The organism is Pseudomonas sp. 910_21 (genome assembly GCF_052850735.1).
The window spans coordinates 312985-339865 of record NZ_VXCY01000001.1; the positions used below are offsets into that span (position 1 = coordinate 312985).

Annotated in this window: 27 protein-coding genes and 1 tRNA gene; 15 read left to right on the forward strand and 13 right to left on the reverse strand. The window is 61.4% G+C overall.

Annotated features, from left to right (window positions below; translation table 11 throughout):
* Positions 1-29: 29 nt before the first annotated feature.
* Both FW796_RS01380 and FW796_RS01385 read right to left on the reverse strand, forming a co-directional pair.
* Positions 30-1100, reverse strand: coding sequence for an AI-2E family transporter (locus FW796_RS01380; RefSeq protein WP_346634902.1), 1071 nt, complete (start codon positions 1098-1100; stop codon positions 30-32).
* 33 nt (positions 1101-1133) lie between these two features.
* A complete protein-coding gene (locus FW796_RS01385) occupies positions 1134-1373 on the reverse strand; it encodes a sulfurtransferase TusA family protein (RefSeq protein ID WP_346634903.1) in 240 nt (79 codons plus the stop codon).
* A gap of 233 nt (positions 1374-1606) precedes the next feature.
* On the opposite strand from FW796_RS01385, the gene FW796_RS01390 reads away from it, so the two are divergent.
* Complete coding sequence (locus tag FW796_RS01390) at positions 1607-3040, forward strand: M48 family metalloprotease (protein ID WP_346634904.1); 1434 nt, start codon at positions 1607-1609, stop codon at positions 3038-3040.
* Between the two features lie 75 nt (positions 3041-3115).
* On the opposite strand, the gene FW796_RS01395 is transcribed toward FW796_RS01390, so the two are convergent.
* From FW796_RS01395 to rpoE, 4 genes are all read right to left on the reverse strand, one after another.
* Positions 3116-4546, reverse strand: coding sequence for a DegQ family serine endoprotease (locus FW796_RS01395; protein ID WP_123726268.1), 1431 nt, complete (start codon positions 4544-4546; stop codon positions 3116-3118).
* Positions 4547-4769: 223 nt separating this feature from the next.
* A complete protein-coding gene (locus FW796_RS01400; protein ID WP_404938578.1) occupies positions 4770-5726 on the reverse strand; it encodes a MucB/RseB C-terminal domain-containing protein in 957 nt (318 codons plus the stop codon).
* A gap of 8 nt (positions 5727-5734) precedes the next feature.
* Positions 5735-6322, reverse strand: a complete 588-nt coding sequence (locus FW796_RS01405) for a sigma-E factor negative regulatory protein (protein WP_346634906.1) — start codon at positions 6320-6322, stop codon at positions 5735-5737.
* Positions 6323-6353: 31 nt separating this feature from the next.
* Positions 6354-6935, reverse strand: coding sequence for an RNA polymerase sigma factor RpoE (gene rpoE, locus FW796_RS01410; protein WP_007930230.1), 582 nt, complete (start codon positions 6933-6935; stop codon positions 6354-6356).
* Positions 6936-7494: 559 nt separating this feature from the next.
* Here rpoE and nadB point away from each other — a divergent pair.
* Positions 7495-9117 (forward strand): L-aspartate oxidase, encoded by a 1623-nt coding sequence (gene nadB, locus FW796_RS01415; protein ID WP_346634907.1) that lies wholly within the window; start codon positions 7495-7497, stop codon positions 9115-9117.
* Here nadB and FW796_RS01420 read toward each other — a convergent pair.
* Positions 9080-9532 (reverse strand): protein YgfX, encoded by a 453-nt coding sequence (locus FW796_RS01420; protein ID WP_346634908.1) that lies wholly within the window; start codon positions 9530-9532, stop codon positions 9080-9082. The two genes, nadB and FW796_RS01420, sit on opposite strands and share 38 nt — an antisense overlap.
* On the reverse strand, positions 9516-9770 hold the full coding sequence (locus FW796_RS01425; RefSeq protein WP_011059785.1) for an FAD assembly factor SdhE: 255 nt from the start codon (positions 9768-9770) through the stop codon (positions 9516-9518). The genes FW796_RS01420 and FW796_RS01425 overlap by 17 nt, the downstream gene beginning before the upstream one ends.
* Positions 9771-9919: 149 nt before the next feature.
* Here FW796_RS01425 and ygfZ point away from each other — a divergent pair, with 149 nt between their 5' ends.
* Together ygfZ and FW796_RS01435 are read left to right on the forward strand one after the other, a co-directional pair.
* Entirely contained in the window at positions 9920-10861 is a 942-nt protein-coding gene (gene ygfZ / locus FW796_RS01430; RefSeq protein WP_446438931.1) for a CAF17-like 4Fe-4S cluster assembly/insertion protein YgfZ, read from the forward strand.
* 38 nt (positions 10862-10899) lie between these two features.
* Complete coding sequence (locus FW796_RS01435) at positions 10900-11721, forward strand: HDOD domain-containing protein (protein WP_346634910.1); 822 nt, start codon at positions 10900-10902, stop codon at positions 11719-11721.
* Between the two features lie 3 nt (positions 11722-11724).
* On the opposite strand, the gene FW796_RS01440 is transcribed toward FW796_RS01435, so the two are convergent.
* Together FW796_RS01440 and FW796_RS01445 are read right to left on the reverse strand one after the other, a co-directional pair.
* Positions 11725-13110, reverse strand: coding sequence for a sensor histidine kinase (locus FW796_RS01440; RefSeq protein ID WP_346634911.1), 1386 nt, complete (start codon positions 13108-13110; stop codon positions 11725-11727).
* Positions 13103-13774: a response regulator gene (locus FW796_RS01445; protein ID WP_346634912.1), complete on the reverse strand. Its 672-nt coding sequence runs from the start codon at positions 13772-13774 to the stop codon at positions 13103-13105. Before FW796_RS01445 ends, FW796_RS01440 begins: the two co-directional genes overlap by 8 nt.
* A 235-nt stretch (positions 13775-14009) precedes the next feature.
* Here FW796_RS01445 and FW796_RS01450 point away from each other — a divergent pair, with 235 nt between their 5' ends.
* From FW796_RS01450 to FW796_RS01470, 5 genes are all read left to right on the forward strand, one after another.
* Positions 14010-15302, forward strand: coding sequence for an OprD family porin (locus tag FW796_RS01450; RefSeq protein ID WP_404938574.1), 1293 nt, complete (start codon positions 14010-14012; stop codon positions 15300-15302).
* A gap of 163 nt (positions 15303-15465) precedes the next feature.
* Positions 15466-16452, forward strand: a complete 987-nt coding sequence (locus FW796_RS01455; RefSeq protein WP_346634914.1) for a Bug family tripartite tricarboxylate transporter substrate binding protein — start codon at positions 15466-15468, stop codon at positions 16450-16452.
* A 58-nt stretch (positions 16453-16510) separates the two neighbouring features.
* Complete coding sequence (locus tag FW796_RS01460) at positions 16511-16969, forward strand: tripartite tricarboxylate transporter TctB family protein (RefSeq protein ID WP_404938571.1); 459 nt, start codon at positions 16511-16513, stop codon at positions 16967-16969.
* Position 16970: 1 nt separating this feature from the next.
* Positions 16971-18485: a tripartite tricarboxylate transporter permease gene (locus tag FW796_RS01465; RefSeq protein WP_446438932.1), complete on the forward strand. Its 1515-nt coding sequence runs from the start codon at positions 16971-16973 to the stop codon at positions 18483-18485.
* The gene (locus FW796_RS01470; protein ID WP_346634917.1) at positions 18478-19503 is read left to right on the forward strand and encodes an AbrB family transcriptional regulator; all 1026 of its coding nucleotides are present in this window, start codon (positions 18478-18480) and stop codon (positions 19501-19503) included. Before FW796_RS01465 ends, FW796_RS01470 begins: the two co-directional genes overlap by 8 nt.
* Before the next feature lie 71 nt (positions 19504-19574).
* Here FW796_RS01470 and ung read toward each other — a convergent pair whose 3' ends face one another.
* The gene (ung, locus tag FW796_RS01475) at positions 19575-20267 is read right to left on the reverse strand and encodes a uracil-DNA glycosylase (protein ID WP_346634918.1); all 693 of its coding nucleotides are present in this window, start codon (positions 20265-20267) and stop codon (positions 19575-19577) included.
* A gap of 133 nt (positions 20268-20400) precedes the next feature.
* Between ung and FW796_RS01480 the strand changes: the two genes are divergently transcribed.
* On the forward strand, positions 20401-21513 hold the full coding sequence (locus tag FW796_RS01480; RefSeq protein ID WP_404938565.1) for an enoyl-CoA hydratase/isomerase family protein: 1113 nt from the start codon (positions 20401-20403) through the stop codon (positions 21511-21513).
* 49 nt (positions 21514-21562) lie between these two features.
* On the opposite strand, the gene FW796_RS01485 is transcribed toward FW796_RS01480, so the two are convergent.
* Positions 21563-21970, reverse strand: a complete 408-nt coding sequence (locus FW796_RS01485; protein ID WP_346634920.1) for a hypothetical protein — start codon at positions 21968-21970, stop codon at positions 21563-21565.
* Positions 21971-22273: 303 nt separating this feature from the next.
* On the opposite strand from FW796_RS01485, the gene FW796_RS01490 reads away from it, so the two are divergent.
* The 5 genes from FW796_RS01490 (at position 22274) to FW796_RS01510 (ending at position 26139) form a co-directional block, all read left to right on the forward strand.
* A complete protein-coding gene (locus tag FW796_RS01490) occupies positions 22274-23761 on the forward strand; it encodes a sensor domain-containing diguanylate cyclase (RefSeq protein WP_346634921.1) in 1488 nt (495 codons plus the stop codon).
* Positions 23754-23972 (forward strand): cysteine-rich CWC family protein, encoded by a 219-nt coding sequence (locus FW796_RS01495; protein ID WP_102861583.1) that lies wholly within the window; start codon positions 23754-23756, stop codon positions 23970-23972. The genes FW796_RS01490 and FW796_RS01495 overlap by 8 nt, the downstream gene beginning before the upstream one ends.
* Before the next feature lie 33 nt (positions 23973-24005).
* The gene (locus tag FW796_RS01500) at positions 24006-24698 is read left to right on the forward strand and encodes a 16S rRNA pseudouridine(516) synthase (protein ID WP_446438933.1); all 693 of its coding nucleotides are present in this window, start codon (positions 24006-24008) and stop codon (positions 24696-24698) included.
* Between the two features lie 326 nt (positions 24699-25024).
* Positions 25025-25909: an alpha/beta fold hydrolase gene (locus tag FW796_RS01505; RefSeq protein ID WP_346634923.1), complete on the forward strand. Its 885-nt coding sequence runs from the start codon at positions 25025-25027 to the stop codon at positions 25907-25909.
* Positions 25910-26065: 156 nt separating this feature from the next.
* Positions 26066-26139, forward strand: a tRNA-Gly gene (locus FW796_RS01510).
* A 163-nt stretch (positions 26140-26302) separates the two neighbouring features.
* Here FW796_RS01510 and FW796_RS01515 read toward each other — a convergent pair.
* The gene (locus FW796_RS01515) at positions 26303-26728 is read right to left on the reverse strand and encodes an SMI1/KNR4 family protein (protein ID WP_446439097.1); all 426 of its coding nucleotides are present in this window, start codon (positions 26726-26728) and stop codon (positions 26303-26305) included.
* Positions 26729-26881 lie beyond the last annotated feature (153 nt).

Here is a 26881-nt window from a genome sequence, read left to right on the forward strand (position 1 = left end):
GGGCGGCTGAATCAGCCGCCCCGCGTTATCTAGAGTAAAGGCGCCACCACCGGGTCCTTCCTCGGCCAGGCATCCAGCACAGCCTTGAACAAGGTGGCCAGGGGAATGGCAAAGAAAATCCCCCAGAAGCCCCACAACCCGCCAAACAGCAGCACCGCACAGATGATCGCCACCGGATGCAGATTCACCGCGCCGGAGAACAGCAGCGGTACCAGCACGTTGCCATCCAGGGTCTGGATAATCCCGTAGACCGCCATCAGATAAATGAACTGGTCGCTCCAGCCCCACTGGAACAGCGCGATCAGCGCCACCGGCACGGTTACCACTACTGCGCCGACATAGGGCACCACCACCGAAATCCCCACCAGCAGGGCCAGCAGGGCCGCGTAGTTCAGGCCCAGGGCGACGAAGGCGATGTAAGTCACACCACCGCAAATGACGATCTCGATCACCTTGCCGCGGATATAGTTGGCGATCTGTCGGTTCATTTCATGGGCGACCCGGGTGATCAGGGTCCGTTCCTGGGGCAGATAGCCAATGACCCAACGGCTGATCATCGCCCGGTCCTTGAGGAAGAAGAACACCAGGATCGGCACCAGTACCAGGTAGATCATGATGTTCACCAGCAAGGGCAGGCTGGACAGGGAGAAGGTCAGCGCCCATTGCCCGAACTTGCCGATCTCGCCCCGAGCCACTTCGATGGCCTGCAGTACCTGCTCGTCCGATACCAGATGCGGATAGCGCTCTGGCAACAGCAGCAACAGCGACTGCCACTTGGCAAGCATGCCCGGCAACTCGTTGAACAGGGTGACGAACTGGTGCCAAAGCAACGGCACCACCACCAGGATGAACACCAGCAGCAGCCCCATGAACAGGGCGAACACCAGCCCCACCGCCGCCCCACCGGGCAGGTGCAGGCGCTCCAGGCTCACCACCAGCCCCTGCATCAGGTAAGCCAGGACCATGCCCGCCAGTACAGGCGCCAGCATCCCGCCCAAGGTCAGGACAGCGGTAAAGGCCAGGAACAGCAGCACAGCCAGCACCACCGCTTCTTCATCCGAGAAGTAGCGCTGTATCCAGTCACGTAGCACTTTGAACATCAATGATCCTTAGATGAAAGCGGTGATGGGCCGTCAGGCCTTTTTCAGCCAGTAACGATAGACTCCGGCCTCGTCCTCTTCGCGCAACAGGGTATGACCGGCCAGGCGAGCGAAGGTGCGGAAGTCACGCTGGGACCCGGCATCGGTGGCAATGACCTTGAGCACCGCGCCACTGGCCAGGCGATTGAGTTCCATCTTGGCCTTGAGCAGTGGCAGCGGGCAGTTGAGCCCACTGGCATCCAGCACGGCGTCATGGGCGACAACATCGGTCATGGGCTTACTCCGATCATCAATTCAAGACGCCTAGAATACCCTGCAAGGCAAAGCCGTCGGCAATAAACAAGCCTGAAACCAGAGCGCTGTTGCGCCGAGGTAAAGGCTCGATAAGGTAGACGTCGGAATTTGCCTGAAAGCACTTTTTTATCCTCAGAGTTTTCACTGGCTTTGTCTGGTCCCCGGCCAGGTGTCCAGCTACAGTAGAGCCTTTGTCGATTAAGGCTTTGTGCATGAATTTATTGCGCCCTACCCTGCTGACGCTCGCTTGCCTGCTCGCCTCACCGGGCTTCGCCGACGACCTGCCGTCACTCGGTGATGCCAGTTCATCCATCGTCTCTCCACAACAGGAATACCAGCTGGGCCGTGCCTGGCTGGCGTTGCTGCGCAGCCAGGTCTCGCAGCTCAACGACCCGCAACTCAAGGACTATGTCGAAACCAGCGTCTACAAACTGGTGGAGACCAGCCAGGTCAACGACCGGCGCCTGGAGTTCATCCTGATCAACAGCCCGCAGCTCAACGCCTTCGCCGCCCCAGGTGGGATTGTCGGGGTCAACGGCGGCCTGTTTCTCAATGCCCAGACCGAGGGTGAATACGCCTCGGTGCTGGCTCACGAACTGGCGCACCTTTCCCAACGCCACTTTGCCCGCGGTGTCGAAGCCCAGCAGCGCATGCAGGTACCAATGATGGCCGCCTTGCTGGCTGGGATCGTGATCGCCGCCGCCGGCGCCGGGGATGCAGGGATCGCCACCATCGCCGGCACCCAGGCCGCGGCCATCCAGGAACAGCGACGCTTTTCCCGGCAAAACGAACAGGAAGCCGACCGCATCGGCATTCTCAACCTGGAGAAGGCTGGCTACGATCCGCGCTCGATGCCCACCATGTTCGAGCGTCTGATGCGTCAATACCGCTTCGACGCCAAGCCACCGGAATTTCTCCTGACGCACCCGGTCACCGAATCGCGGATCGCCGACACCCGCAACCGCGCGGAACAGGCCAAGCTTGGAGGCACCGAGGACAGCCTGCGCTATCAACTGATCCGTGCCCGGGTGCAGTTGAACTACGAAGAATCTCCAGGGCTGGCTGCGAAGCGCTTTCGCGCACAGCTCGATGAAAACCCGAAGAACGACATTGCCCGCTACGGTCTGGCCATCGCCCAGATCAAGGGCAGCCAGTGGAACGAAGCCCGGGAAAACCTCAAGCCGCTGCTGGCCAAATCCCCCAATGACGTCACCTACAACCTGGCCCAGATCGAACTGGACATGGCCAACAACCGCCTGCCGGATGCTCAGGCCCGGGTGGAGCGAATGCTCAATCTGTACCCGGGCAATTACCCGCTGAACCAGATCCGGGTGGACCTGCTGCTCAAGCAGAACCGCCCGGCGGATGCGGAAAAGGCCCTGGAGGGCTTGCTGAAAAGTCGTCCGGACGATCCGGATGTCTGGTATCTGGTGGCGGAAACTCGCGGCCTGTCGGGCAACATCATTGGCCTGCACCAGGCCCGGGCCGAGTACTTCGCCCTGGTCGGCGACTACCGCCAGGCCATCCAGCAGCTGGACTTCGCCAAACGGCGGGCCGGCAGCAACTTCCCACTGTCATCGAGAATCGACGCTCGCCAGCGGGAGATGATGGATCAGGAGCAGATGGTCAAGGACATGATGCGCTGATGTTTCCAGGCAGCATAAAAAAGCCCGCCTCTTACGAGGCGGGCTTTTTATTGCGCGAGCATTCCGTCAGACGGATTACTCGGCCAGTTTAAAGGTAATGAAACTGGCTCGCCCCTGACGCAGTACGCGCATGGACACCGAACGGTTCTTCGGCAGCGCCTTGGCAATTTCGGTGAACTCCTTGGCGGTGGTAATCGCCTGGTTGTTCAGATGGGTGATCACGTCACCCGGCTGCAGACCGATCAGCGCCGCTGGGCCGTCCTGGACTTCCTTGATGACTACGCCGCCCTTGAGGTCAAAAGTCTTCTTCTGCTCATCATTGAGCTCGACCACGGCTACGCCGAGACGGTTGCTGCTGCGCTCGACACCGGACTTGGGCAGCATGCTCAGATCCTTGTCTTCTTCAGGAATGGCGCCCACGGTGAGTTCGACATTCTTGCGCTTGCCTTCACGGATCACTTCCAGGTTGGCCTTGGCTCCGGCCTTCAGCGCCCCTACCAGATGCGGCAGGTCCGCCGACATCACGATTGGCTGGCCATTAAGACTGAGAATCACGTCACCCACTTGCAGGCCGCCCTTGGCCGCTGGTCCGCCGTCCTGAACCTGCGCAACCAGTGCACCGGCAGGTTTTTCCAGGCCAAAGGATTCAGCCAGGTCTTTATTGACCTCCTGAATCACTACGCCCAGCCAGCCACGACTGACCTTGCCCCCGGTTTTGAGCTGATTGGAAACGTCCATGGCAACGTCGATAGGGATCGCGAAGGACACCCCCATGAAGCCGCCGGAACGGGTATAGATCTGCGAGTTGATCCCCACCACTTCCCCCGCCAGGTTGAACAGCGGCCCCCCCGAGTTACCCGGGTTGATCGGCACGTCGGTCTGGATGAAAGGTACGTAGTTTTCGTTTGGCAGACTGCGACCAATAGCGCTGACGATGCCTTGGGTCACTGTGTGGTCGAAGCCAAATGGCGACCCAATAGCCACGACCCATTGCCCGGCTTTCAGGTCCTGGGATTTACCCAGCTTCAGCACAGGCAGGTCCTTGCCATCGATCTTCAACAGTGCCACGTCGGAGCGTGGGTCGGTGCCGATCAGCTTGGCTTTCAATTCGCTGCGGTCGGCCAGGCGCACGAGAATCTCGTCCGCATCGGCGATCACGTGATTGTTGGTGAGGATGTAGCCATCCGGGGAAATGATGAAACCCGAGCCCAGGGACTGGGCTTCACGCTGGCGATCCCCTCGCGGAGAGCGCTGCTGCGGCATGCCGCGCTCGAAGAACTCCCGCAACATTGGCGGCAGGCCTTCCAGATCGGGCATCTGCGCCGAGTTGGAGACCCGGCGATCAGGCAGTTTCTGTGTGGTACTGATGTTCACCACTGCAGGCGAGGCCTGTTCGACCAGTTGGGTGAAATCAGGCAACTCGGCTGCCTGGGCAGACACGGCCTGTCCCAGCACCAGCACGGTGGCAAGAATGGTGAAGTAAGACTTCAAGCGTGGTATCGACATACGGCTCCCGTTACGACGAGCGTGGTTAAGCGATATGGAGCAAGCAGTACCGAACAGACAGGGGCGGTACTTTTGTTCCAGGAACGACAAATAAGGTCAGAACCGAGGGGTTCTGACCTATAAAAAAACTCTGGGGATTTTGCAAATGAAATTGCTCACCAAACATTTCATCTTCTCAATTGTGGAGTAGGCATTACCGACCTCTTACACAACCAATAAAGGCTCATTGCTTGGCGGTGGCATCGGAACGCATCGACAGTGCGATTCGTTCAGCGGTACCGATAGGGATTTCCCCGACCACGGTGACCATCATTTCGCCATCGGGCGTGGTCAAGCGACGCGATACGGCGACAGTCGGACCGAGCTGAGTCCGGGTATCGGTAACCGTCGCACCGTTGAGCGGCTCGAGGAATACCGAGAACCGCGCCAAGCCGTCGTCATACAGCAAGCTGTTGACCAGGGTCTTGGTTTCCGGATCCTTGCGGGCGGAGCTACTGGTCAGCTCGAAACCTGGAGGCAGCCAGTCGGAATGCCAGGTTTGCGCAGTTTTGATGGCCGAAGCCTTGTTGCTGTCCAGGCTCACCGGCTTGCAGTCAGCACCAGCTTGCAACTCGGCGTCTTCGGGTACATCTGTAGTATCCAGACGAGTGAACTGGAAGCGCTCCAGCAGCTGTCCCTTGTCATTCAACAACAGGGATTTGAGCGGCAGGCCGGTCTCCCGATCCAGATGCAACTCAAAGCCGTAGCGATGCTGATCTTTGGGCGTAACCGAAACGATCACTGCCTGACGCCCAGCCACACGAGACTTGCCGATAACGGCAAGGTCGTACCAATTCTTGAGCTTTTGCGGGTCCAGCGCACGGGCCGCAGAGTCCGGAGCATCCCCCAACCCTGCCACCAACGTACCGCTGACGCACTGGGTGCGACCATCGACACGCACCACCTCTTGAGCGGATCCATCGAGCTGAATCAGACGCTCACGGACCTTTCCATCCTGGACGCGATGCCAGATGTTATGGGTAGAAAAACTACCGTTACGCTCGTAAACGAAAGTGCCCTGAAAGCTTTGCTGTTGTTCCGCTTGCCCAAGACGTTGCAACCAGTCCTGGGCTTCATCGGCGTGGGCTGGAACCACAAACCAGCCACTAAGCAGAAGCGAGAGTAGAGGTATGGCGCGCATGATCCTCCTTAGCGGTTTTCCAAGCTTGCCGCACGGGCATAAGGCAGTGCGCTTTCAGTACCTTTTAGTGCAGCTTGCTGAGCATGCTGACGCAGGTAGCTCGGCAGACGCTGATCGTGCCAGCCTGGCTGCCCTTGCAATACACCATTAGCCATAGGGCCAGTGGCTTCCGAGCTTTCATTGTAGCCGGCCAATACAGCAGGGCCTTTTACTTGTGGAGTCGCCAGGGTTGGCTGACCGGCTTGCTGAGCCAGTTCAACGCCCGCGATCTCGTCTTGGTTGTACAGACGCACACCGGCCAAGACCGCCACAGTCACCGACGCAGCTACCGCCAGGCGGCCCAGGCTGCGCCAAGGTCCGCGGGACACTTTGGCCGGTACGGCCTCATCAGCCAGAGCTGCAGAAACGGCAGCGGCAATGTCCAGACGTGGAAGCAGCAACTCCTTGTGCATAGCTGCCCGGGCGATTTGATAACGGGCCCAAGTCTCACGGGTTTCTACTTCGTCGACGGCATTCAATACCCGACGCAATTCCAGTTCGTCCGCTTCGTTATCCATCACCGCGGACAGCGATTCCTGCAGGGCTTCACGACTCATGGCGGTTCCTCTCTTGGCTGTCGCCGCTGTCTCAGGTTTCCTGCAACAACGGCTGCAGGGCTTTATCGATGGCTTCCCGAGCGCGGAAAATCCGGGAGCGCACGGTACCCACCGGACACTGCATGACGCTGGCAATGTCCTCGTAACTCAGACCATCGAATTCACGTAAAGTTAAGGCTGTACGCAAATCTTCAGGCAGTTGCTGGATGGTTCGATGGACGGTGCCCTCGATCTCATCCCGCAGCAATGCACGTTCCGGCGACTCGAGATCCTTAAGGCCATGATCGCCGTCATAGAACTCAGCATCCTCAGAACTCACATCGCTATCCGGCGGCCGACGGCCGCGTGAAACCAGATAGTTTTTCGCCGTGTTGATGGCGATACGGTACAGCCACGTGTAAAACGCGCTGTCCCCTCGAAAATTACCTAGTGCACGGTAAGCCTTGATAAAGGCTTCTTGTGCGACATCCTGGGCTTCATGGGTGTCGTGCACGAAACGCACGATCAACCCGAGAATTTTGTGCTGGTATTTCAGCACGAGCAGATCGAACGCTCGCTTGTCGCCGCGTTGAACGCGTTCGACCAGCTGCTGATCCTCTTCCTGGGTTAGCATGAACACTCCTCGATAAGCTCGGAGGAGGTTTGCATCACTAATTGATCAGGCTTGCAAACATAGACTCGGGCTTTTCGCAAAAGTTCTCCCCCTCCAAGCAAGTTTCCTGCGGGCTCTGATCCGGCACGCACGAAAAACGCAGCGCGGGCAAGGCCGGCTGCGCGAATAATCCTGTCGTCGATTTCTGTCACAAGGGCCAGATTGCAAACCTTGGCCAGAACCGACGCTGTCCCTTCTTTCAGGCAACCTTCTATTGAGTTTGGGGCCTTGGCAAAAGTTCCCAATCTTTATAGCTGTGCTGAACGAAGATTGTGTAACGGTGAAGAGAAAAACCGCCCTACTTCTTCGAACACTCGGTTTCGCAACCTGGAATGCTTCGAATACCTGGGTGATCGAGAGCAACGCTTCTGCTCAGCGAAGTCGCACAATGCCCTGAAGGCGCGACTATTGTGCCGATCCCCCCCTCTATATACTAGTGGGCTGTGTGGCTGCCATGACTCGCCGATTCAGGCGTCTTGCGCCAACCCCGTCCTGGGTCGCTTTGAGCGGAATCCTTCAAATGAGCCAACAGTTTCAACACGATGTTCTGGTGATTGGCAGCGGCGCCGCCGGCTTGAGCCTGGCCCTGACACTGCCCCGCCACCTGCGTATTGCCGTCCTGAGCAAGGGCGATCTGGCCAATGGCTCGACCTACAGGGCCCAAGGCGGCGTCGCTGCCGTGCTGGACGATACCGATACTGTCGAATCCCATGTCGATGACACCCTCAACGCCGGTGGCGGCCTGTGCCACGAGGATGCAGTGCGATTTACCGTGGAACACAGCCGTGAGGCCATCCAATGGTTGATCGACCAGGGGGTTCCCTTTACCCGTGATGAAGACGCCAGCAGCGACGACAATGGCTTCGAGTTCCACCTGACTCGAGAAGGCGGTCACAGCCACCGACGGATCATTCATGCCGCAGACGCCACCGGCGCGGCCATCTTCAAGACACTACTGGCACAGGCCCGACAACACCCCAATATCGAACTGCTGGAGCAACGGGTTGCCGTCGACCTGATCACCGAGAAACGCCTGGGCCTGGAAGGTGATCGCTGCCTGGGCGCCTACGTGCTCAACCGCGGCACCGGTGAAGTGGATACCTTTGGCGCCCGCTTCGTAATCCTCGCCTCCGGCGGTGCGGCCAAGGTCTACCTCTATACCAGCAACCCCGACAGTGCCTGTGGCGACGGCATCGCCATGGCATGGCGCTCGGGCTGCCGGGTGGCCAACCTGGAGTTCAACCAGTTCCACCCCACCTGCCTGTATCACCCCCTGGCCAAGAGCTTCCTGATCACCGAGGCCCTGCGCGGTGAAGGCGCCCACCTCAAGCTGCCCAACGGTGAACGCTTCATGCAGCGGTTCGACCCCCGGGCCGAGCTGGCTCCCCGGGATATCGTCGCCCGGGCCATTGACCATGAAATGAAGCGCCTGGGGATCGACTGCGTCTACCTGGATATCAGCCACAAACCAGAAGCCTTCATCAAGACCCACTTTCCCACCGTGTATGAACGCTGCCTGGAATTTTCCATCGACATCACCCAACAGCCGATCCCGGTGGTGCCGGCCGCTCACTACACATGCGGCGGCGTGATGGTCGATCAACAGGGGCGCACTGATGTGCCAGGCCTGTATGCCATCGGCGAAACCAGTTTTACCGGCCTCCACGGAGCCAACCGCATGGCCAGCAATTCGTTGCTGGAGTGTTTCGTCTACGCCCGTTCGGCAGCAGCCGACATTCTCCAGCAGTTGCCCCAGATCTCGATTCCCATCGCCCTGCCGGCCTGGGATGCCAGCCAGGTCACCGACTCCGACGAAGACGTGATCATTGCGCACAACTGGGACGAACTGCGGCGATTCATGTGGGACTACGTCGGTATCGTGCGGACCAACAAACGCCTGCAACGGGCTCAACACCGGGTACGCCTGCTACTGGACGAGATCGACGAGTTCTACAGCAACTACAAGGTCAGCCGTGACCTGATCGAGTTGCGCAACCTTGCCCAGGTGGCCGAGCTGATGATTCTCTCGGCCATGGAGCGCAAGGAAAGCCGAGGTCTGCACTACACCCTCGACTACCCGCAGCTGCTGCCCGAGGCACGCGACACTATTCTGCTGCCGCCCACCTACGCCGGCCGAACTTGAGCCGCACCCGCAGACGCCGGTGCTCATCGGCTGTCTGCGCGTCCCTGGGAACACAAAGGGAGCGCACCCAGCGCTCGCCCTGCAGACGAAAGCGCAACACCACGATCAGCGGTAACGCCAGGCTGTCCGGCCGCAACTGCACCACCTGCCACCCCGTGGCCGGACTCCACAACTGCCAGCCCTCAGGCGAGTGCCGCAAGCGGCTGAATGCGCGGGAATGGGTCAACAAAATCTGTCGAGGCAGCACCCAACCGCTATGCACCAGGCACAGCAGGATGCCCAGCCCCTTGGCCACAGACGGGATATCCAGCAGAAAAATGGCGACCAGGGCGAATGCCTGGGCCAGGAGGTAGGCCGCCAGCAGTTGCCGTGAAGCACGCCAGCGGCACTCGAACAGCCTACTTGGGCTGGACACGGTCCAAAATCATGCGAACCATGCGCTGCAGCTCAGGATCCTCGGATTCGCTGCGCTCCATGAACCAGCCGAACATGTCCTGATCCTCACACTCCAGCAACTTGCGGTAGCACTCGCGATCAGTCTCATTGAGATGCGGGTACACCTCCCTGACGAACGGCACCAGCAATACGTCCAGCTCAAGCATGCCGCGACGGCTGTGCCAGTAGAGGCGATTCAGTTCAACATCTTCAACCATGGAGCGCTCCTCAAATAGAGCGCAAGTATACAGCCCGGGGAACACGAGAACAGTCGGCTTTGGTCGGTCACCACCCGTCCTTTGTGAACTATCCATTTCAGGGGCGCCCCCTTATGATGTGCCCCAGACTTTTTACCCTGCGATGAACCATGGCTGACTCCGCTTTTTTCTGCCCCCTGTCCCACGAAGGCGTCCTCGCCGTCCGCGGCCCTGATGCCAGCAAATTCCTTCAGGGTCAGTTGACCTGCAACCTCAGTTACCTCAGCGACAGCCAGTCCAGCCTGGGCGCCCGTTGCAACCAGAAAGGCCGCATGCAGTCGAGTTTTCGTATCCTCCTGGAGGGTGACGGCTGCCTGCTGGCCATGGCCAGCGAACTGCTTGAGCCGCAACTGGCAGACCTGAAGAAATACGCAGTCTTCTCCAAGGCCAAGCTCACCGATGAAAGCGCCAATTGGGCGCGCTTCGGCCTCAGCAATGCCGACTCCAGCCTGAGCGGCCTGGGCCTTGAACTGCCCCAGGAAGACGGCGCCGTAGTCCGCGCCGATGGCCTGATTGCCGTGCGCGCCTCAAGCAAGCGCGTCGAACTCTGGGTCCCGGCGGAACGCGCCGAGAGCCTGGGCCAGCAACTGGCTGCGCAACTACCCCAGGGCGAGCTCAATCAGTGGCTGCTGGGCCAGATCCGCGCGGGCCTCGGCCAGGTCATGGCACAGACCCGTGAACTGTTCATTCCACAGATGCTCAACCTCCAGGCCGTAGGCGGCGTCAGCTTCAAGAAAGGCTGCTATACCGGTCAGGAAATCGTCGCCCGCATGCAATACCTGGGCAAGCTCAAGCGCCGCCTCTACCGACTCGCATTGCCCGCCGGCGAGCTCCCCGTCCCAGGCACCTCGCTGTTCTCCCCGACCCACAACAGCTCCATCGGCGAAGTGGTCCTGGCTGCCCAGGCACCCGATCAAGTGGAACTGCTGGCCGTGTTGCAGGCCGAAGCGGTAGAAGATGGCAACCTGCACCTGGGCGCACTCGAAGGGCCCGGTCTGCAATTGCTTGACCTGCCGTACCAACTGGACCGCGATCGCGAAATCCAGCGCTGACCGACTCCCCCTTTCCTGCAACACCCTAGAGAACTGAAATGACTGAGCTGGCGGAAAAGGTCCAACAGGATTTGGTGGAGGCCATCGACAATGATGACCTGGTTCTGCCAACCCTACCGGAGGTGGCCATGCAGATTCGCCAGGCCGCCGAAGACCCGGAAATCAGCGTCAGCACCCTGAGCAAAGTGATAGGCCGCGACACCGCGTTGTCGGCGCGACTGATCAAGGTGGTCAACAGCCCACTGTTGCGGGCGGCCCAGGAAGTCACCGACCTGCACACCGCAATCACTCGTCTGGGAGTCAACTACAGCAGCAACCTGGCCATCGGCCTGGTGATGGAGCAGATCTTCAATGCCCGCTCCGAGGTGGTTGCACAGAAAATGCACGATGTCTGGCGCCGCAGCCTGGAAGTGGCCGGGGTCAGCTATGCCCTGTGCCGCAGCTACACCCAGCTCAAGCCCGACCAGGCGGCCCTCGGCGGCCTGGTACACCAGATCGGCGTGCTGCCGATCCTGACCTACGCCGAAGACCACTACGAACTGCTTTCCGACCCGGTCAGCCTCAATCACGTGATCGAACGCATTCACCCGCTGCTGGGGGACAAGCTGCTACGGGTCTGGGAGTTCCCCGAGCAACTGGTGGAAATCCCCGGGCACTACCTGGAATTCAACCGCCAGACCACCGGGATCGACTACGTCGACCTGGTCCAGGTGGCGACCCTGTACTGCCACAAAGACACTGACCACCCTCTCTCGCGTATCGACGCCTTCAGCGTGCCGGCGTTCAAGAAGCTGGGGATCGACCCGGACAACAAGGCCATGTGCAACGATCTGCAAGAATCCCGCTCAATGCTCTACTGATCCTCATCCGGCGATAAAACTCACCCGCACCTTCAGCCCCGAAGGCTCGCCATCGTGCAGACTGATCTGTGCCAGATGGGCGCGACAGATTTCCCCCACGATCGCCAGCCCCAACCCCGAACCGGCCACCTGCTGATTACGCCGGTAAAAACGCTCGAAGACCCGGTCGCGATCCTCCAGGGGAATTCCCGGCCCGTCGTCCTCCACCTCCAGCACCCCCGGCGCCGATACCCGCAGCACCACATTGCCGCCCGACGGCGTGTGGGCCAGGGCGTTGTCCACCAGGTTGCTCAGCAGTTCATTGAGCAGGGTGGGCTCGCCCTTGAGCCACACCGGCTCGTCGGCTTCCAAGGCCAGGGCCACCCCTCTGGCATGGGCCAGGGGCGCCATGGCCATGCCAAGCTCCCGGGCCAGCTGGCTGAGATCGAGCAACTGTGCGCCCCCCTCGGCGATGGCCCGGGCGCCATTTTCCACCCGGGCCAGGGACAGCAACTGATTGGCCAGGTGGGTCAGGCGATCGGTGCCCTGGGCCGCGCTTTCCAGGGTCGTGCGCCAGGTGTCCGGCTCACTGGAGCGCAGTCCCAGCTCCAGGCGGGCCTTGAGTGCCGCCAGCGGTGTACGCAATTCATGGGCGGCCTCGGCAATGAACTGTGCCTGGCGCTCGAACTGCCCCCGCAGGCGTTCGGTAAAATGGTTCAAGGCCCGCACCAGAGGCCACAACTCACGCTGTACCGAAACCAGCGGCAGTGGCCGCAAGTCATCGGGCTGGCGCTCCTCCACCGCACCGCGCAAACGTTCCAGCGGGCGTAAGGCGGCACTCACCGCAAACCACACCAGCAGCAACGCCCCAATGGCCAGCATGCCCAGGCGCAGCAAGGTGTCGGCCATCAAACTGCGAGCCATGGCGACCCGCGCCTCGTCGGTCTCCGCCACGCGGATTTCCGCCATGCCGTTCATGTTCGGCTCGCTGACCGCCTTGAGCAGGCTCACCACCCGCACGTTCTGGCCCTGGTAGGTGGCGTCGTAGAAACGCGCCAGAGCCGGATAGTCATCGGTACGCGGAGTACCCGGTGGCGGACCGGGCAAGTTTTCGTAACCGGAGATCAGTTGCTGGTGAATATCGTTGACCTGGTAATAGATGCGCCCGGCGCTGTCGTAGGCAAAGGTATCCAGGGCCACATAGGGCACATTGGCGCTCAGGCTGCCGTCACGCTGGGACAACCCGGCGGCAATGGTCCGTGCCGAGGCCAGCAAGGTGCGGTCATAGGCGGTGTCAGCGGCCTCACGGCCGTTCCAGTAGGCACTCAAGCCGCTGGCTAGCATCAGCACCACCAGCAGCAGAGCCAGGTTCCACAACAACCGCCAGCGCAGGCTGCTGGGCCTATGCATCGCGGCTTTCCAACAGATAACCCAAGCCACGGAACGTCACGATGGCCACCGCATGGCCATCGAGCTTCTTGCGCAGACGGTGGACATAAATCTCGATGGCATCCGGGCTGGCCTCCTCATCCAGGCCGAACACCTGAGAGGCCAATTGCTCCTTGCTCATCACCCGGCCAGGACGGGCAATCAATGCCTCGAGCACGGCCTGCTCGCGGGACGTCAGGGTCAGCAATTCCTCACCCAGGGTGAAGCGCCGGGTATCCAGGTCATAAGCCAGCACGCCGCAACGCTGCTGGCGCTCGCCCCCCAGCACGCTACGGCGCAACAGCGCCTTGACCCGAGCTTCGAGCTCGGTCAGTTCGAACGGTTTGGCCAGGTAATCGTCGGCCCCCAGATTCAGACCATGGACCCGATCCTTGACGTCGCTGCGGGCAGTGAGCATCAGCACCGGCAAGTTCTTGCCCCGGGCCCGCAGGCGCGCCAGCACCTCGAAACCGTCCATGCGCGGCAGGCCGACGTCGAGGATCGCCATGGCGTATTCCTCACTGCCCAGGGCCAGGTCGGCGGCCACGCCATCGTGCAGCACATCCACGGTCAGGCCGGTGCTCTTGAGCGCCTGGGCGACACTTTCGGCCAGTTGCAGATGGTCTTCGACGAGCAGGACTCGCATGTTTTCTTACCTCGTTCCGGGGGGATCGACGCCACTCTTTGGCGCGGAGTGTACCGCCGCAACCGCCGCTGTGAAGCCCGAAAACCGTGAAAGTACGCTGAAAGGTTAGCGAAAGGTTGGCCCTTTAGAGTCCGACTACGGACAGTCTCGACTGCCCTGGCCTTGACGGCCGCTGATACGCAAAACGCCTCGAAGCGTTTTCGTCAAAATAAGAACAATAACGGAGTACTCCAGGATGCCATCCTCGCACCCTCAGGCTGTCCAGCCCGCGCGTTTTTCCCGTTTGACCCCGACCGCCCTGGCCAGCGCCGCCGCCCTCGCCGGTTTCGCCCCACTCAGCCAGGCCGCCTTCTTCGAAGACAGCAGCGCCACCTTCGAAACCCGCAACATGTACTTCAATCGCGACTTTCGCGACGGCACCAGCGCCCAGCAATCCAAGCGCGATGAATGGGCTCAGGGTTTCATGCTCAACCTGCAGTCGGGCTACACCGAAGGCACCGTGGGTTTCGGCCTGGACGCCCTGGGCATGCTCGGGGTCAAGCTCGACTCCAGCCCCGACCGCACCGGTACCGGCCTGCTGCCGACCCACGACGACGGACGCGCGGCCAACCAGTACTCCAAGCTCGGCCTGACCGGCAAAGTGAAGATCTCCGCCACCGAACTGAAAATCGGCAGCCTGATCCCCGAGCTACCGATCCTCAAGCCCAACGACGGGCGCATCCTGCCGCAGACCTTCGAAGGCGGCCTGCTGACTTCCAAGGAAATCAAGAACCTGACCTTCACCGGCGGCCGCCTGGACAAGGCCAAGGACCGCGACGACAGCAACTACGAGGACATCCGCCTCAACAACAAGAACAGCCGCTTCGCCGGCACCGTGGCCGGCAAGCACTTCAATTTCGGCGGCCTGGATTACAAGTTCACCGACAAGATCGCCGGCAGCTACCACTTCGCTCAACTGGACGATGTCTACAACCAGCACTTCCTCGGCCTGGTAGCCTCCCAGCCCATGGGGCCGGGCACCTTCGGCACCGACCTGCGCCTGGCCATCAGCGACGACCAGGGCCAGGCCCGGGGCGGCAAGATCGACAACAAATCCCTCAACGGCCTGGTGAGCTATGCCCTGAACGGGCATAAACTCAGCGCCGGCTACCAGCACATGTCCGGCGACAGCGCCTTCCCCTACGTGGATGGCAGCGATCCGTACCTGGTGAACTTCGTGCAGATCAACGACTTCGCCGGGGCCGAGGAACGCTCCTGGCAGGCCCGCTACGACTACGACTTCGCCAAGCTGGGAATTCCCGGTCTGAGCTTCATGACCCGCTACCTCAGCGGCGACAACATCGCCCTGAAAAACGGCGACACCGGCAAAGAGTGGGAACGCAACACCGAGGTCAAATACGTAGTGCAAAGCGGCACCTTCAAGGACGTCGCCGTGCGCCTGCGCAACGCCACCTACCGCTCCAACTACTCGGCTCGCGACGCGGATGAAGTGCGCCTGCTGGTGAGCTACAGCGTGGCCCTGTGGTAAGCCACCCGTATCACGCTGCGTCGTAGGAGCTGGCTTGCCAGCGAAGAGGCCCGCAAGCCCTGTACAAAACCAAGGCCTCCTTCGCCGGCAAGCCGGCTCCTGCGGAAAAAGGGTCGGGGATGACCCGGACATACCGATAACAACAACTCCTGTGGAGACGTTCATGGACCTTTCACTGCGCAAACTAGCCCTCGCCGCCGGCTGCCTGCTGTTCGCCGGCCAACTGCTGGCCGCGACCGCCGAGCCCAAGCGCCCGGAATGCATCGCACCGGCCTCCCCCGGCGGCGGTTTCGACCTGACCTGCAAGCTGGCGCAAAGCGCCCTGGTCAACGAAAAACTCCTCACCAAGCCGATGCGCGTGACCTACATGCCTGGCGGTGTCGGTGCCGTGGCCTACAACGCCGTGGTGGCCCAGCGTCCCGCCGACGCCGGAACCCTGGTGGCCTGGTCCAGCGGCTCGCTGCTGAACCTGGCCCAGGGCAAGTTCGGCCGTTTCGATGAAAGCGCAGTGCGCTGGCTGGCAGCGGTCGGCACCAGCTACGGGGCCATCGCCGTGAAAAGCGACTCGCCCTACAAGACCCTCGACGATCTGGTCCAGGCTCTTAAGAAAGATCCAAGCAAGGTAGTGATAGGTTCCGGCGGCACCGTGGGCAGCCAGGACTGGATGCAGACCGCACTGATCGCCAAGGCCGCCGGGATCAACCCCCGGGACCTGCGCTACGTCGCCCTGGAAGGCGGCGGTGAAATCGCCACCGCCCTGCTGGGTGGACACATTCAGGTCGGCAGCACCGACATCTCCGACTCCATGCCCCATATCCAGGCTGGCGACATGCGCCTGCTGGCGGTGTTCTCCGAACAGCGTCTGGACGAGCCGGAAATGAAAGACATCCCCACTGCCAAGGAGCAGGGCTACGACATCGTCTGGCCAGTGGTACGCGGTTTCTACCTCGGGCCGAAAGTCACCGACGAGGAATACGCCTGGTGGAAAAATGCCTTCGACAAGCTGCTGGCCTCCGAAGAGTTCGCCAAGCTGCGTGATCAGCGCGAACTCTTCCCCTTCGCCCTCACCGGCCCCGAGTTGGACACCTATGTGAAAAAACAGGTGGCCGACTACAAGACCCTGGCCAAAGAGTTCGGCCTGATCCAGTGACCGACCCTTTCTGACGGCCCGGCCCTCGCGCATCGAGGGCCGCGCCCGGGAGTTAGCCATGCTCGTTCAACGTCTCTTCGCTGCGGTGTTGCTGCTGGCCTGTGCCGGCCTGGCACTGATGGCCTGGCCGTATCAGGCGGCCTTTTCCTACGAACCCGTGGGCCCGCGGGCCTTCCCCTTGCTGATGCTCGGCCTGATGGGCCTGGCCCTGCTGTACATGCTGCTGCGTCCGGCCCCCATCAAGCACAGTGAAGAAGAACCGCCCCTGGACCGTGCAACCCTGAGCAAGATCGCAGTCTGCGTCGCCTTGCTGCTGGTGTTCGCCGGAACCTTCGAACCCCTGGGCTTCATCGTCGCCAGCATCCTCATCGGTGTACCAATGGCACGGCTCTACGGCGGCCGCTGGCTACCGAGCCTGGTGATCATCAGCCTGCTCAGTGTCGGCCTCTACTGGTTGTTCGACCGGGTCATGGACGTACCACTGCCCCTCGGCCTGCTCGACGTTCTGGAGAATTGATATGGATAACCTCAGTTATCTGGGCCAGGGCTTCGGCGTTGCGCTGACCCCCTACAACCTGGTCACCGCCCTGTCCGGCACCCTGATCGGCACCGTGGTCGGCCTGCTCCCGGGCCTGGGCCCGATCAACGGCGTGGCCCTGTTGATCCCCATTGCCTTCGCCCTGGGCCTGCCGCCGGAGTCGGCGCTGATCCTCCTGGCGGCGGTGTACCTGGGTTGCGAATACGGCGGCCGCATCAGCTCGATCCTGCTGAACATTCCTGGCGAAGCCTCCACCGTGATGACCACCCTGGACGGCTACCCCATGGCACGCAAAGGCCTGGCGGGCGTGGCCTTGTCACTCTCGGCCTGGAGTTCGTTCATCGGCGCCTTCATCGCCACCTGCGGCATGGTGCTGTTCGCCCCGCTGCTGGCCAAGTGGGCGATCGCCTTCGGTCCGGCGGAATACTTCGTACTGATGGTGTTCGCCATCGTCTGCCTCGGCGGCATGGCCGGCGATCGACCGCTGAAAACCTTCATTGCCGCGTTGATCGGCCTGTTCCTGTCGGCGGTGGGCATCGACGCCAACAGCGGCGTGTACCGCTTCACCGGGGACAACATCCACCTCACCGACGGCATCCAGTTCGTGGTGCTGGTGCTGGGCCTGTTCTCCATCAGCGAGATCCTGTTGCTGCTGGAGAAGACCCATCGCGGCCAGGAAGCGGTGAAAGCCACCGGACGCATGATGTTCAACTTCAAGGAAGCGGCCTCGGTGTTCGTGGTGAACATCCGCTGCGGCCTGCTGGGCTTCATCATGGGCGTACTGCCCGGTGCCGGCGCAACCCTGGCCAGCGCCGTGGCCTACATGACCGAGAAGCGCATCGCCGGCGCCAGCGGCACCTTTGGTGAAGGTGACAAGCGCGGCCTGGCGGCCCCTGAAACCGCCATCGGCGCCTCGGCCTGCGGTGCCCTGGTGCCGATGCTGACCCTCGGCGTTCCCGGCTCCGGCACCACGGCGGTGATGATCGGCGCCCTGTCGCTGTACAACATCACCCCCGGTCCGCTGTTGTTCCAGCAGCAGCCGGATATCGTCTGGGGCCTGATCGCCTCCCTGTTCATCGCCAACATCATGCTGGTGATCCTCAACATCCCGATGATCCGCATCTTCACCCGCATCCTCGCCGTACCGAACTGGGCCCTGGTGCCGGTGATCGCGATCATTACCGGGATTGGTGTCTACGCAGTGCACGCCACCACCTTCGACCTGTTCCTGATGGTGGGCATCGGCATCTTCGGCTACATCCTGCGCAAGCTCGACTTCCCGTTGTCCCCGGTATTGCTGGGTTTCATCCTCGGCGGTTTGATGGAACAGAACCTGCGCCGGGCGCTGTCGATCTCCAATGGCGCGCTAGAGATCCTCTGGTCGAGCCCGATCACGGTCGGGGTCTGGGTGTTGACCCTCATCATGCTGTTCATGCCGCTGCTGCGTATCTGGCGCAAGCGTTCGGCCCAGCAACGTGCCGTGGCCGATGTCTGAAGCCCGCTTCAGACAATGGTGGGGCACGCCCCTGGTGGGCCTGGCTGGCGGTTATCTCGCCAGCCAGATCGGCTGGCCGCTGCCCTGGATGGTCGGCTCGCTGCTGGCGATCATCCTGGTGCGCTGCCTGACGCCCTGGCAATTGGCGGAAATTCCCGGCGGCCGCAAATGTGGGCAATGGGTCGTCGGCATCGGCATTGGCCTGCACTTCACCCCACTGGTGATGGCGCAGGTCATGAGCCACTTTGGCCTGATCTTCTTCGGTGCCCTGGTGACCAGCCTGTCCAGCGTGGTCGGAGTCTGGTTGCTGCGGCGTACCGGAGAGGACCGGGCCACTGCATTTTTCTCCAGCATGCCCGGTGGCTCCGGGGAGATGGTCAATCTGGGCGCGCGCAATGGCGCGGTGCTCAGCCGCGTGGCGGCTGGACAGAGCCTGCGAGTACTGACCGTGGTGCTCTGCGTGCCAGCGGCCTTCAAATATCTGCTAGGAGAAGGTACCCCCGCCCTGCATGCCACCACTGTGGACTGGCAGTGGCTGGCCCTGTTGTTTCCGGCGGGCGCACTACTGGCCTGGATCTGGCAGCGTCTGCGTCAACCCAACCCCTGGCTGTTCGGCCCCTTGCTGCTCAGCGCTACGGTGAGCATCGCCTGGGACCTGCACATTGGCCTGCCCGAGGGCGGCAGTCAGGTGGGCCAATGGCTGATTGGCAGCGGCCTGGGCTGTCACTTCAATCGACAGTTCTTTCGCCGTGCGCCGTCGTTCATGGGACGGACCTTGATCGGCACCGCCCTGACCATGCTGATCGCCGGCCTCGCGGCACTGGGCCTGAGTGTGTTGACCCACCTGGATCTACGCTCGTTGACATTGGGCATGATGCCCGGCGGTATCGCGGAAATGAGCCTCACGGCCGAGACCCTGCAACTGTCGGTGCCACTGGTGACCGCCATGCAGGTGATGAGGTTGTTGTTCGTGCTGTTTCTCGCGGAGCCGTTGTTTCGGCATTGGAACAGGGACTGAGAACCTTGTTCGCCGGCAAGCCGGCTCCTACAGGGAATGCAGGAGCCGGCTTGCCGGCGAAAGGGCCTTGATCATACCGGCGGCAGGCGCCACTCGATGGGCGTCTCGCCGTTCTGCTCAAGGTATTTGTTGGTGCGGCTGAAATGCCCGCAACCGAGAAAGCCGCGGTAGGCCGACAGCGGCGAAGGATGCACCGAGGTCAGCACCAGATGCTTGGTGGCGTCGATCAGCTTCTGCTTGCTCTGGGCGTGAGCCCCCCACAACAGGAACACCAGGTGCGGCTGGTGCTCGCTGACCACTTCGATGATCCGATCGGTGAAGAACTGCCAACCCTTGCCCGCATGGGACGCCGCGTTGGCCCGCTCCACGGTCATGGTGGTGTTGAGCATCAGCACGCCCTGGTCGGCCCAGCTTTGCAGGTAGCCGTGGTTAGGAATGTCGATGTTGAGGTCACGCTTGAGCTCTTTATAGATGTTCACCAGCGAGGGTGGCGCTGGCACCCCGGGCTGTACCGAGAAGCACAAACCGTGGGCCTGACCCGGTCCGTGGTACGGGTCCTGGCCGAGGATCACCACCTTGACCTTGTCCAGCGGCGTCGAGTTCAAGGCATTGAAGATCATCGGACCCGGTGGATAGATTTCCTTGCCGGCGGCATGTTCCTGGCGCAGGAATTCGCGCAGTTCGCCCATGTAGGGCTGCTCGAATTCGGCACGCAGCGCCTCCTTCCAGCTCGGTTCGAGTTTGATACGATCGTCAGCAGTCATGGCCTGGCCCGTGAAAAAAACAATGGCCGCACCCTAGGAAAGCCGACTTCGCTTGTCAATTGATCTGACACAGAACCGGCACTTTCCCTACCAGCGATCATACTGATCGCTCCTATTTCCCCTCGAGGTCACGATGAACCTGCACGTCGAAGAACTCACCGGCACCGATGGCGCACGCATCGCCATTGCCACCCTGGACGCGGAAAAATCCCTGAATGCCCTGTCGCTGCCCATGATCCAGCAGTTGAGCGAGCGCCTCGACGCTTGGGCCAAGGATCCGCAAGTGGTCTGTGTGCTACTGCGGGGTAACGGCACCAAGGCCTTCTGTGCCGGCGGCGAGGTACGCAGCCTGGCCCAGGCTTGCCTCGATCACCCCGGCGAAGTGCCGGCCTTGGCCGGGCATTTTTTCGCAGCGGAATACCGTCTCGACTATCGCCTGCACACCTACCCCAAACCCGTGATCTGCTGGGGCCACGGCTATGTGCTCGGCGGCGGCATGGGCCTGCTGCAAGGCGCCGGGATTCGTATCGTCACCCCCAGCAGTCGCCTGGCAATGCCGGAAATCAGCATCGGCCTGTATCCCGACGTCGGCGCCAGTTGGTTCCTCTCGCGGATGCCCGGCAAGCTCGGCTTGTTCCTGGGGCTGACCGGCGCCCACATGAATGGCCGCGATGCCCTGGACCTGAACCTCGCCGACCGCTTCCTGCTGGACGAACAACAGGAAGCACTGATCGAGGGGCTGTTGCAGTTGAACTGGCAGGAACAGACACCAAGGCAACTCAACAGCTTGCTCAAGGCCTTGCAGCAGGAAGCATTGGCTCAACTGCCCGACGCCCAATGGCTGCCGCGTCGGCAGCAGATCGATGCCTGGCTGGACGTCAGTGACGTGGCCTGTGCCTGGCGTGCTATCAGCCAGTTGCAGAACCACAGCGATGCTCTCTACAGCCGAGCGGCCAAGACGCTGGTCGAGGGCTGCCCGCTGACCGCGCACCTGATATGGGAGCAGATCCGCCGTGCCCGCTACCTGTCCCTGGCCGAGGTATTCCAGATGGAATACACCCTGAGCCTGAACTGCTGCCGGCACCCGGAATTCGCCGAAGGGGTGCGTGCCCGCCTGATCGACAAGGATCATCAGCCCCATTGGCATTGGTCGGATATCAACAGCGTGCCCGAAGCGGTGGTGGAAGCGCATTTCCACAAGGCCTGGGAAGGCCGCCATCCCCTGGCGGACCTGACGGATTACTAAAAAGCCTGTAGCCGCCGGCAGCGGCTACAGGCTTGTGGCCCACTGGGAATCAATGACCGCGACCGCCTCGCCCATGGTCGCCACGGTCACGATCGCCACGTCCGCCGTGACCGCCCCAATCCCGGTTGCCACCGTTGTTGCCCCAATTGTTGTTGCCCCAGTTGCTGTGGCGATCATGCCCGCCCCAGCCCTGGTTCGGATAAGGCCGGTACACCGCCCGAGGTGGCTGGTAGTAGCGCGGAGCCGGTTGGTAATAACGGGGCGCCGGCTGGTAGTAGCGTGGTGCGTAGTAACTGCGGCCAGTGGAGTAATAGGAAGACCCGCCACCGTAGTAATAGGCAGGCGCGGGGGAACTGTAGACTTCGGAGCTGTAATAGCTTGAACCTCCACCGTAATAAGGGACACACGCGCTAAGACTCAGACCCAGTAATGCAACAAGCAGAAGTCGACGATACATGGCGGCCTCCTGGACCGCGAAGAAGCCACGCCAGCGACGCTGGCAGGCGGCAGCCGACAACAGGCCGACTGACGAAATATCTGACCGCGAAAACCCCTTCTGGTGCGATTTTGGCAACACATTGATACAAGTCCTTCGACCGCCGGTAACCGCCTAATCAGGACGACTCGGGACCTGCGCTTCCGGCACCGGAAAAGCCCCATGCCGTGTATCGATTCCGAGACAATTCAGTGCGCTGATGAACGAGTTATTTCCAAGCCGTGCCACTAGAATGAGTCATCGGGCCACTATCACGGAATCGCCATGCCGCTTCGTTCTCCCTTGTATTCGCAACGTTCGCTGGTACTGGCACTGATCACCTTGCTGGGCAGTGGTTTCCTCGCCACCTCCCTGCTCAGCTACTACGCTTCCCGAGACTCGATCCGCGACAGCATCGTCAACACCGAACTGCCCCTGACCTCCGACACCGTGTACTCGGAAATCCAGAAGGACCTGGTACGTCCGGTCCTGATCTCCTCGATGATGGCCCGCGATACCTTCATGCGTGACTGGGTGGTGGCCGGTGAACACAACCCCACCCAGATGACCCGTTACCTCAACGAGGTCATGACCCACTATGAGGCCTACACCGCGTTCTTCGTCTCCAACACCAGCCTCACCTATTACCAGGCCAAGGGCGTGCTGAAGAAGGTCAAGGTCGATGAGCCCCGAGACGCCTGGTACTTTCGCGTACGCGACATGGCCACGCCCTACGAAATCAACGTCGATCCGGACCTGGCCAACCAGGACAAACTGACCTTCTTCATCAACTACAAGGTCTACGACTACCAGGACCGCTTCATCGGGGCGGCCGGAGTGGGCTTGACGGTGGACGCGGTGATCAAGCTGATCGACAAGTACCAGCAGCGCTACCAGCGCAGTGTGTACTTCGTCGACACCTTCGGCCGCATCGTCCTCACCGGCGCCGACGGCGGGCCCCAGGGCGCCCGCAGCGGCCAGTCCCTGCATGACCTGGACAGCCTCAAGGAACTGATGAACCAGCAGCCCAAGCCTCACAGCGGCAGCTATGAGTACTCGACCCAGGGCCAGGGGCACTTTCTCAATGTTCGCTTCATTCCCGAGTTGAACTGGTACCTGTTCGTCGACAAGCGCGAAGACGGCGCCCTCAACAGCATCCGCCAGTCGCTGTACCTGAACCTGCTGATCTGTCTGGTGATTACCAGCATCGTGCTGATCCTGCTCAGCGGCGTGGTGCGCCGCTACCAGCGCAAGATCGAGGCCCAGGCCACCCTCGACAGCCTCACCCGCCTGCCCAACCGTCGCGGCTTCGACCTGTTGGCAGCCCAGGCCCTGCAAGAGGCGCGACGGGACCTGACCCCACTGTGCGCCCTGCTGCTGGACCTGGATCACTTCAAGCGCCTGAACGATACCTACGGCCACCTGGCCGGGGATCTGGTGCTCAGCGGTTTTGCCCGGGACCTGCAGGATTGCCTGCGCCAGTCCGACATCGTCTGCCGCTGGGGCGGCGAGGAGTTCATCGTCCTGCTCAAGGACACCGAGAGCAGCGCCGCCCTGGTAATCGCCGAGAAGATCCGCCTGCAGACCGAACAACAGCGCTACTACTATGAAGGGCAGCCTCTGCAACTAACCGTCAGTATCGGCTTGACCGCTCTGCAATCGGAAGACACCCTGCACAGCCTGCTGTCCCGTGCCGACCATGCGATGTACCGCGCCAAGCAGAGCGGACGCAATCGAACCTGTGTGGAAATGCCTCACTCCAGCCATGAATGAACCTGACCTTTGCCCGGCCTGCGGTGCCCGCAACGACTGCACCCTGGCCGACCCGCGGACGGCGGACCAAGCCTGCTGGTGCTACAGCGTGAGCATCGACCCGGCAATCATCGAAGCCTTGCCGCCACAACTGCGCGACCGCTCCTGCCTGTGCCCCCGCTGTGCCGGGGTCGAGGCGCAGTTGCGCGCCGGCACCTTACCGCGCTCCTGAACCTCCTCACCTTGCCCCCAGCCGCCGATCACCATGCGCATTGACCGTTTCCTCAGCAACCTGCCCCGCTTCAACCGTCAGCAGGTGCGCCTGTTGCTGGTGCAACGACGCATCCGCATCGACGGCCAGCCAGTGAGCGACCCCAAGGCCGAGGTTCGGGAGTTCAGTCGTGTCGAGCTGGATGAGGAAGTGCTCCAGAGCGGCAAGCCGGCGCGCTATTTCATGCTGCACAAACCCATGGGCTGCGTCAGCGCCACCCGAGACCCCGAGCACAAAACCGTGCTGGAGCTGATCCACGAGCCGGACCCTCAGGAACTGCACATCGCCGGGCGCCTGGACTACAACACCACCGGACTGATGCTGATCACCAACGACGGCAGTTGGTCGCGACGCTTGACCCAGCCGCAGACCAAGTTGCCCAAGCTGTACTACGTGGAGACCGAAGCGCAGATTGGCCCCGAGTACATCGAGACCTTCGCCCAGGGCCTGTATTTCGCCTTCGAGGACCTCACCACCCTGCCCGCGCAGTTGCAGATCCTCGGCCCCCGCAGCGCCAGACTGAGCATCGTCGAGGGGCGCTATCACCAGGTCAAACGGATGTTCGGTCACTTCAACAACAAGGTTGTGCGCCTGCACCGCGAACGCATGGGACCACTGGTGCTGGATGAATGCCTTGCCCCCGGCGAATACCGCCCCCTCAGCGCAGACGAAATCCGCCTGATCTGATGCCCCCTGCCCTCTGAATGACCGCTGGGCAGAAGCTGTCGAACAATTTGTCCAATGCACTTGCAGGTTCCCGGTTGCCCTGCTTGAATCAGTCCGTCGGCCGAAATGTGACCGATGAGTCACCAACACATATCTAAGAAACCTTTTGCCGGCCTGAGCCCTGCCTGCTCTGCATTCAACCCGGTAAATCGCCCGCCTATAACAACACCCGTCGACCTGCATTACCGGATCGACATGGGCTCCCATTCCAGGCGTATGCCTACCTGTCACATTGCCCGTGCACACTCAATGTTGCGCGCATACCCGCTTGCCAGGAGTCTTATGACATGAGGCCAGAAATCGCTGTGCTGGATATACAGGGTCAGTATCGGGTTTACACGGAGTTCTATCGCGCAGATGCCGCAGACAAGACCATCATTCTGGTCAACGGCTCGATGGCCACCACTGCGTCATTTGCCCAGACCGTGAAGAACCTGCACCCGCAATTCAACGTGGTGCTCTACGACCAGCCCTACGCGGGACGGTCCAAGGCCCACAACAGGCACGAACGGATGCTCACCAAGGAAGTGGAGGGGCAGATCCTGCTGGAGTTGATCGAGCACTTCGCCGCCGAGCATGTGCTGTCGTTCTCGTGGGGCGGCGCCGCGGCCTTGCAGGCCCTGTCCCAGTGTCCACGACGCATCGAAAAGGCGGTGATCAGCTCGTTCTCGCCGGTGATCAACGAACCCATGCGCGACTACCTGGAGCGCGGCGTCGACTACCTTGGCAGCCTCGACCGCCATCGCGTCGGTCACCTGGTCAACGACACCATCGGCAAGCACCTGCCATCGCTGTTCAAGCGTTTCAACTATCGCCACGTCAGCAGCCTGGCGGAGCACGAGTACGGGCAGATGCACTTTCACATCAGCCATGTGCTCAACGGCGATCGCCAGTGCTACTTGCGGGCGGCGAAGAACATCCAAGTACCGGTGCTGTTCATCAACGGTGAATGGGACGAATACACCTCGGCCCACGACGCCCGTCTGTTCGCCAACCACGTGCAGCATTCAAGCTTCAGCACCATCCAGGCCACCGGGCATTTTCTCGATATGGAACACAAGGCAGCCTGCCGCGACAGTCGCCAGGCACTCATGGGTTTCCTCAAGCCAACTCAGTACGACAACCGCTCGCGTCCACACTATGTTCAGGATCAGCATGCACGAGCCATCTGAAACCCCGTCGCCACAGGCCGTCACCCCGTCTTGAAAAACCCTGTTTTTCCTGGCGCGTGACGCACCTGTGGCGACCTCAACCGACACGCAAGCACAAGTCAGATAAAGAAAAACTTCAAATCCCCGGCCACATCTGGTACAAAGTCAGCCGTTCGAGCGGGTGTCGTATAATGGCATTACTCCAGCTTCCCAAGCTGATAACGAGGGTTCGATTCCCTTCACCCGCTCCACTTCCCCAATCTGCGGGCTCGCGCAGATATCTGTAGTAGCTTCTCAAGTCGTTAACTCAAACGATCTCCTCCCCCCCAGCAGCAAACCTGGCGAATCAAGCCCAAGCCTCGTGCAGATGATTGGGGCGCCGCTGTTTAAGCACCGACCTTTGCCAAGAGCGCATCAGCCTGATGCCTGGCACTGCCGATCAGGATTGGCCAAGAAGGCCGCATAGCCATCCGCAACGACGCAGGTTCGGCCCGTCTCATGGGACCAGAGCACCACGACCGGCTCACCGGTATCACCCAGTACGGCGTAATCGAAGCAGTAATAGTCGCCCGTGCCAAATTGAGCGAACGGCAGCAGGCTGGAGAAGTCGAGCGCGATGTCGGAGAAGGTGTCTTGCCAGGCCTGCCAGCCCTGCTCGAAATGCCGGACTATCGACTCCCAGGTCTTGCGGGGATCACGCGCATCAAAGACAGGAAATACTTCCAGCCCCCCCTGCGCCTTGCCGTTGTGCTCCAGAAGCCAGTCCACGAACGACCTGGGCAAGGTTCGCCCCAATGCCATCTCGGCAGCATGAATAGCCTCTACTGTCGTGCCTATCACTCTCGCTTTGCCCAAGATTCCTCGCTTAGGGTACAGACCCGGGTTCGGGGGATTCGATTGGCCCTTACAGACGATCACCCACCGGTATCGGTTGGGTTGGTGTCGATGACGACGCTGATCGTTTGAGGCGTGGCGCACGATAATGCATAACCC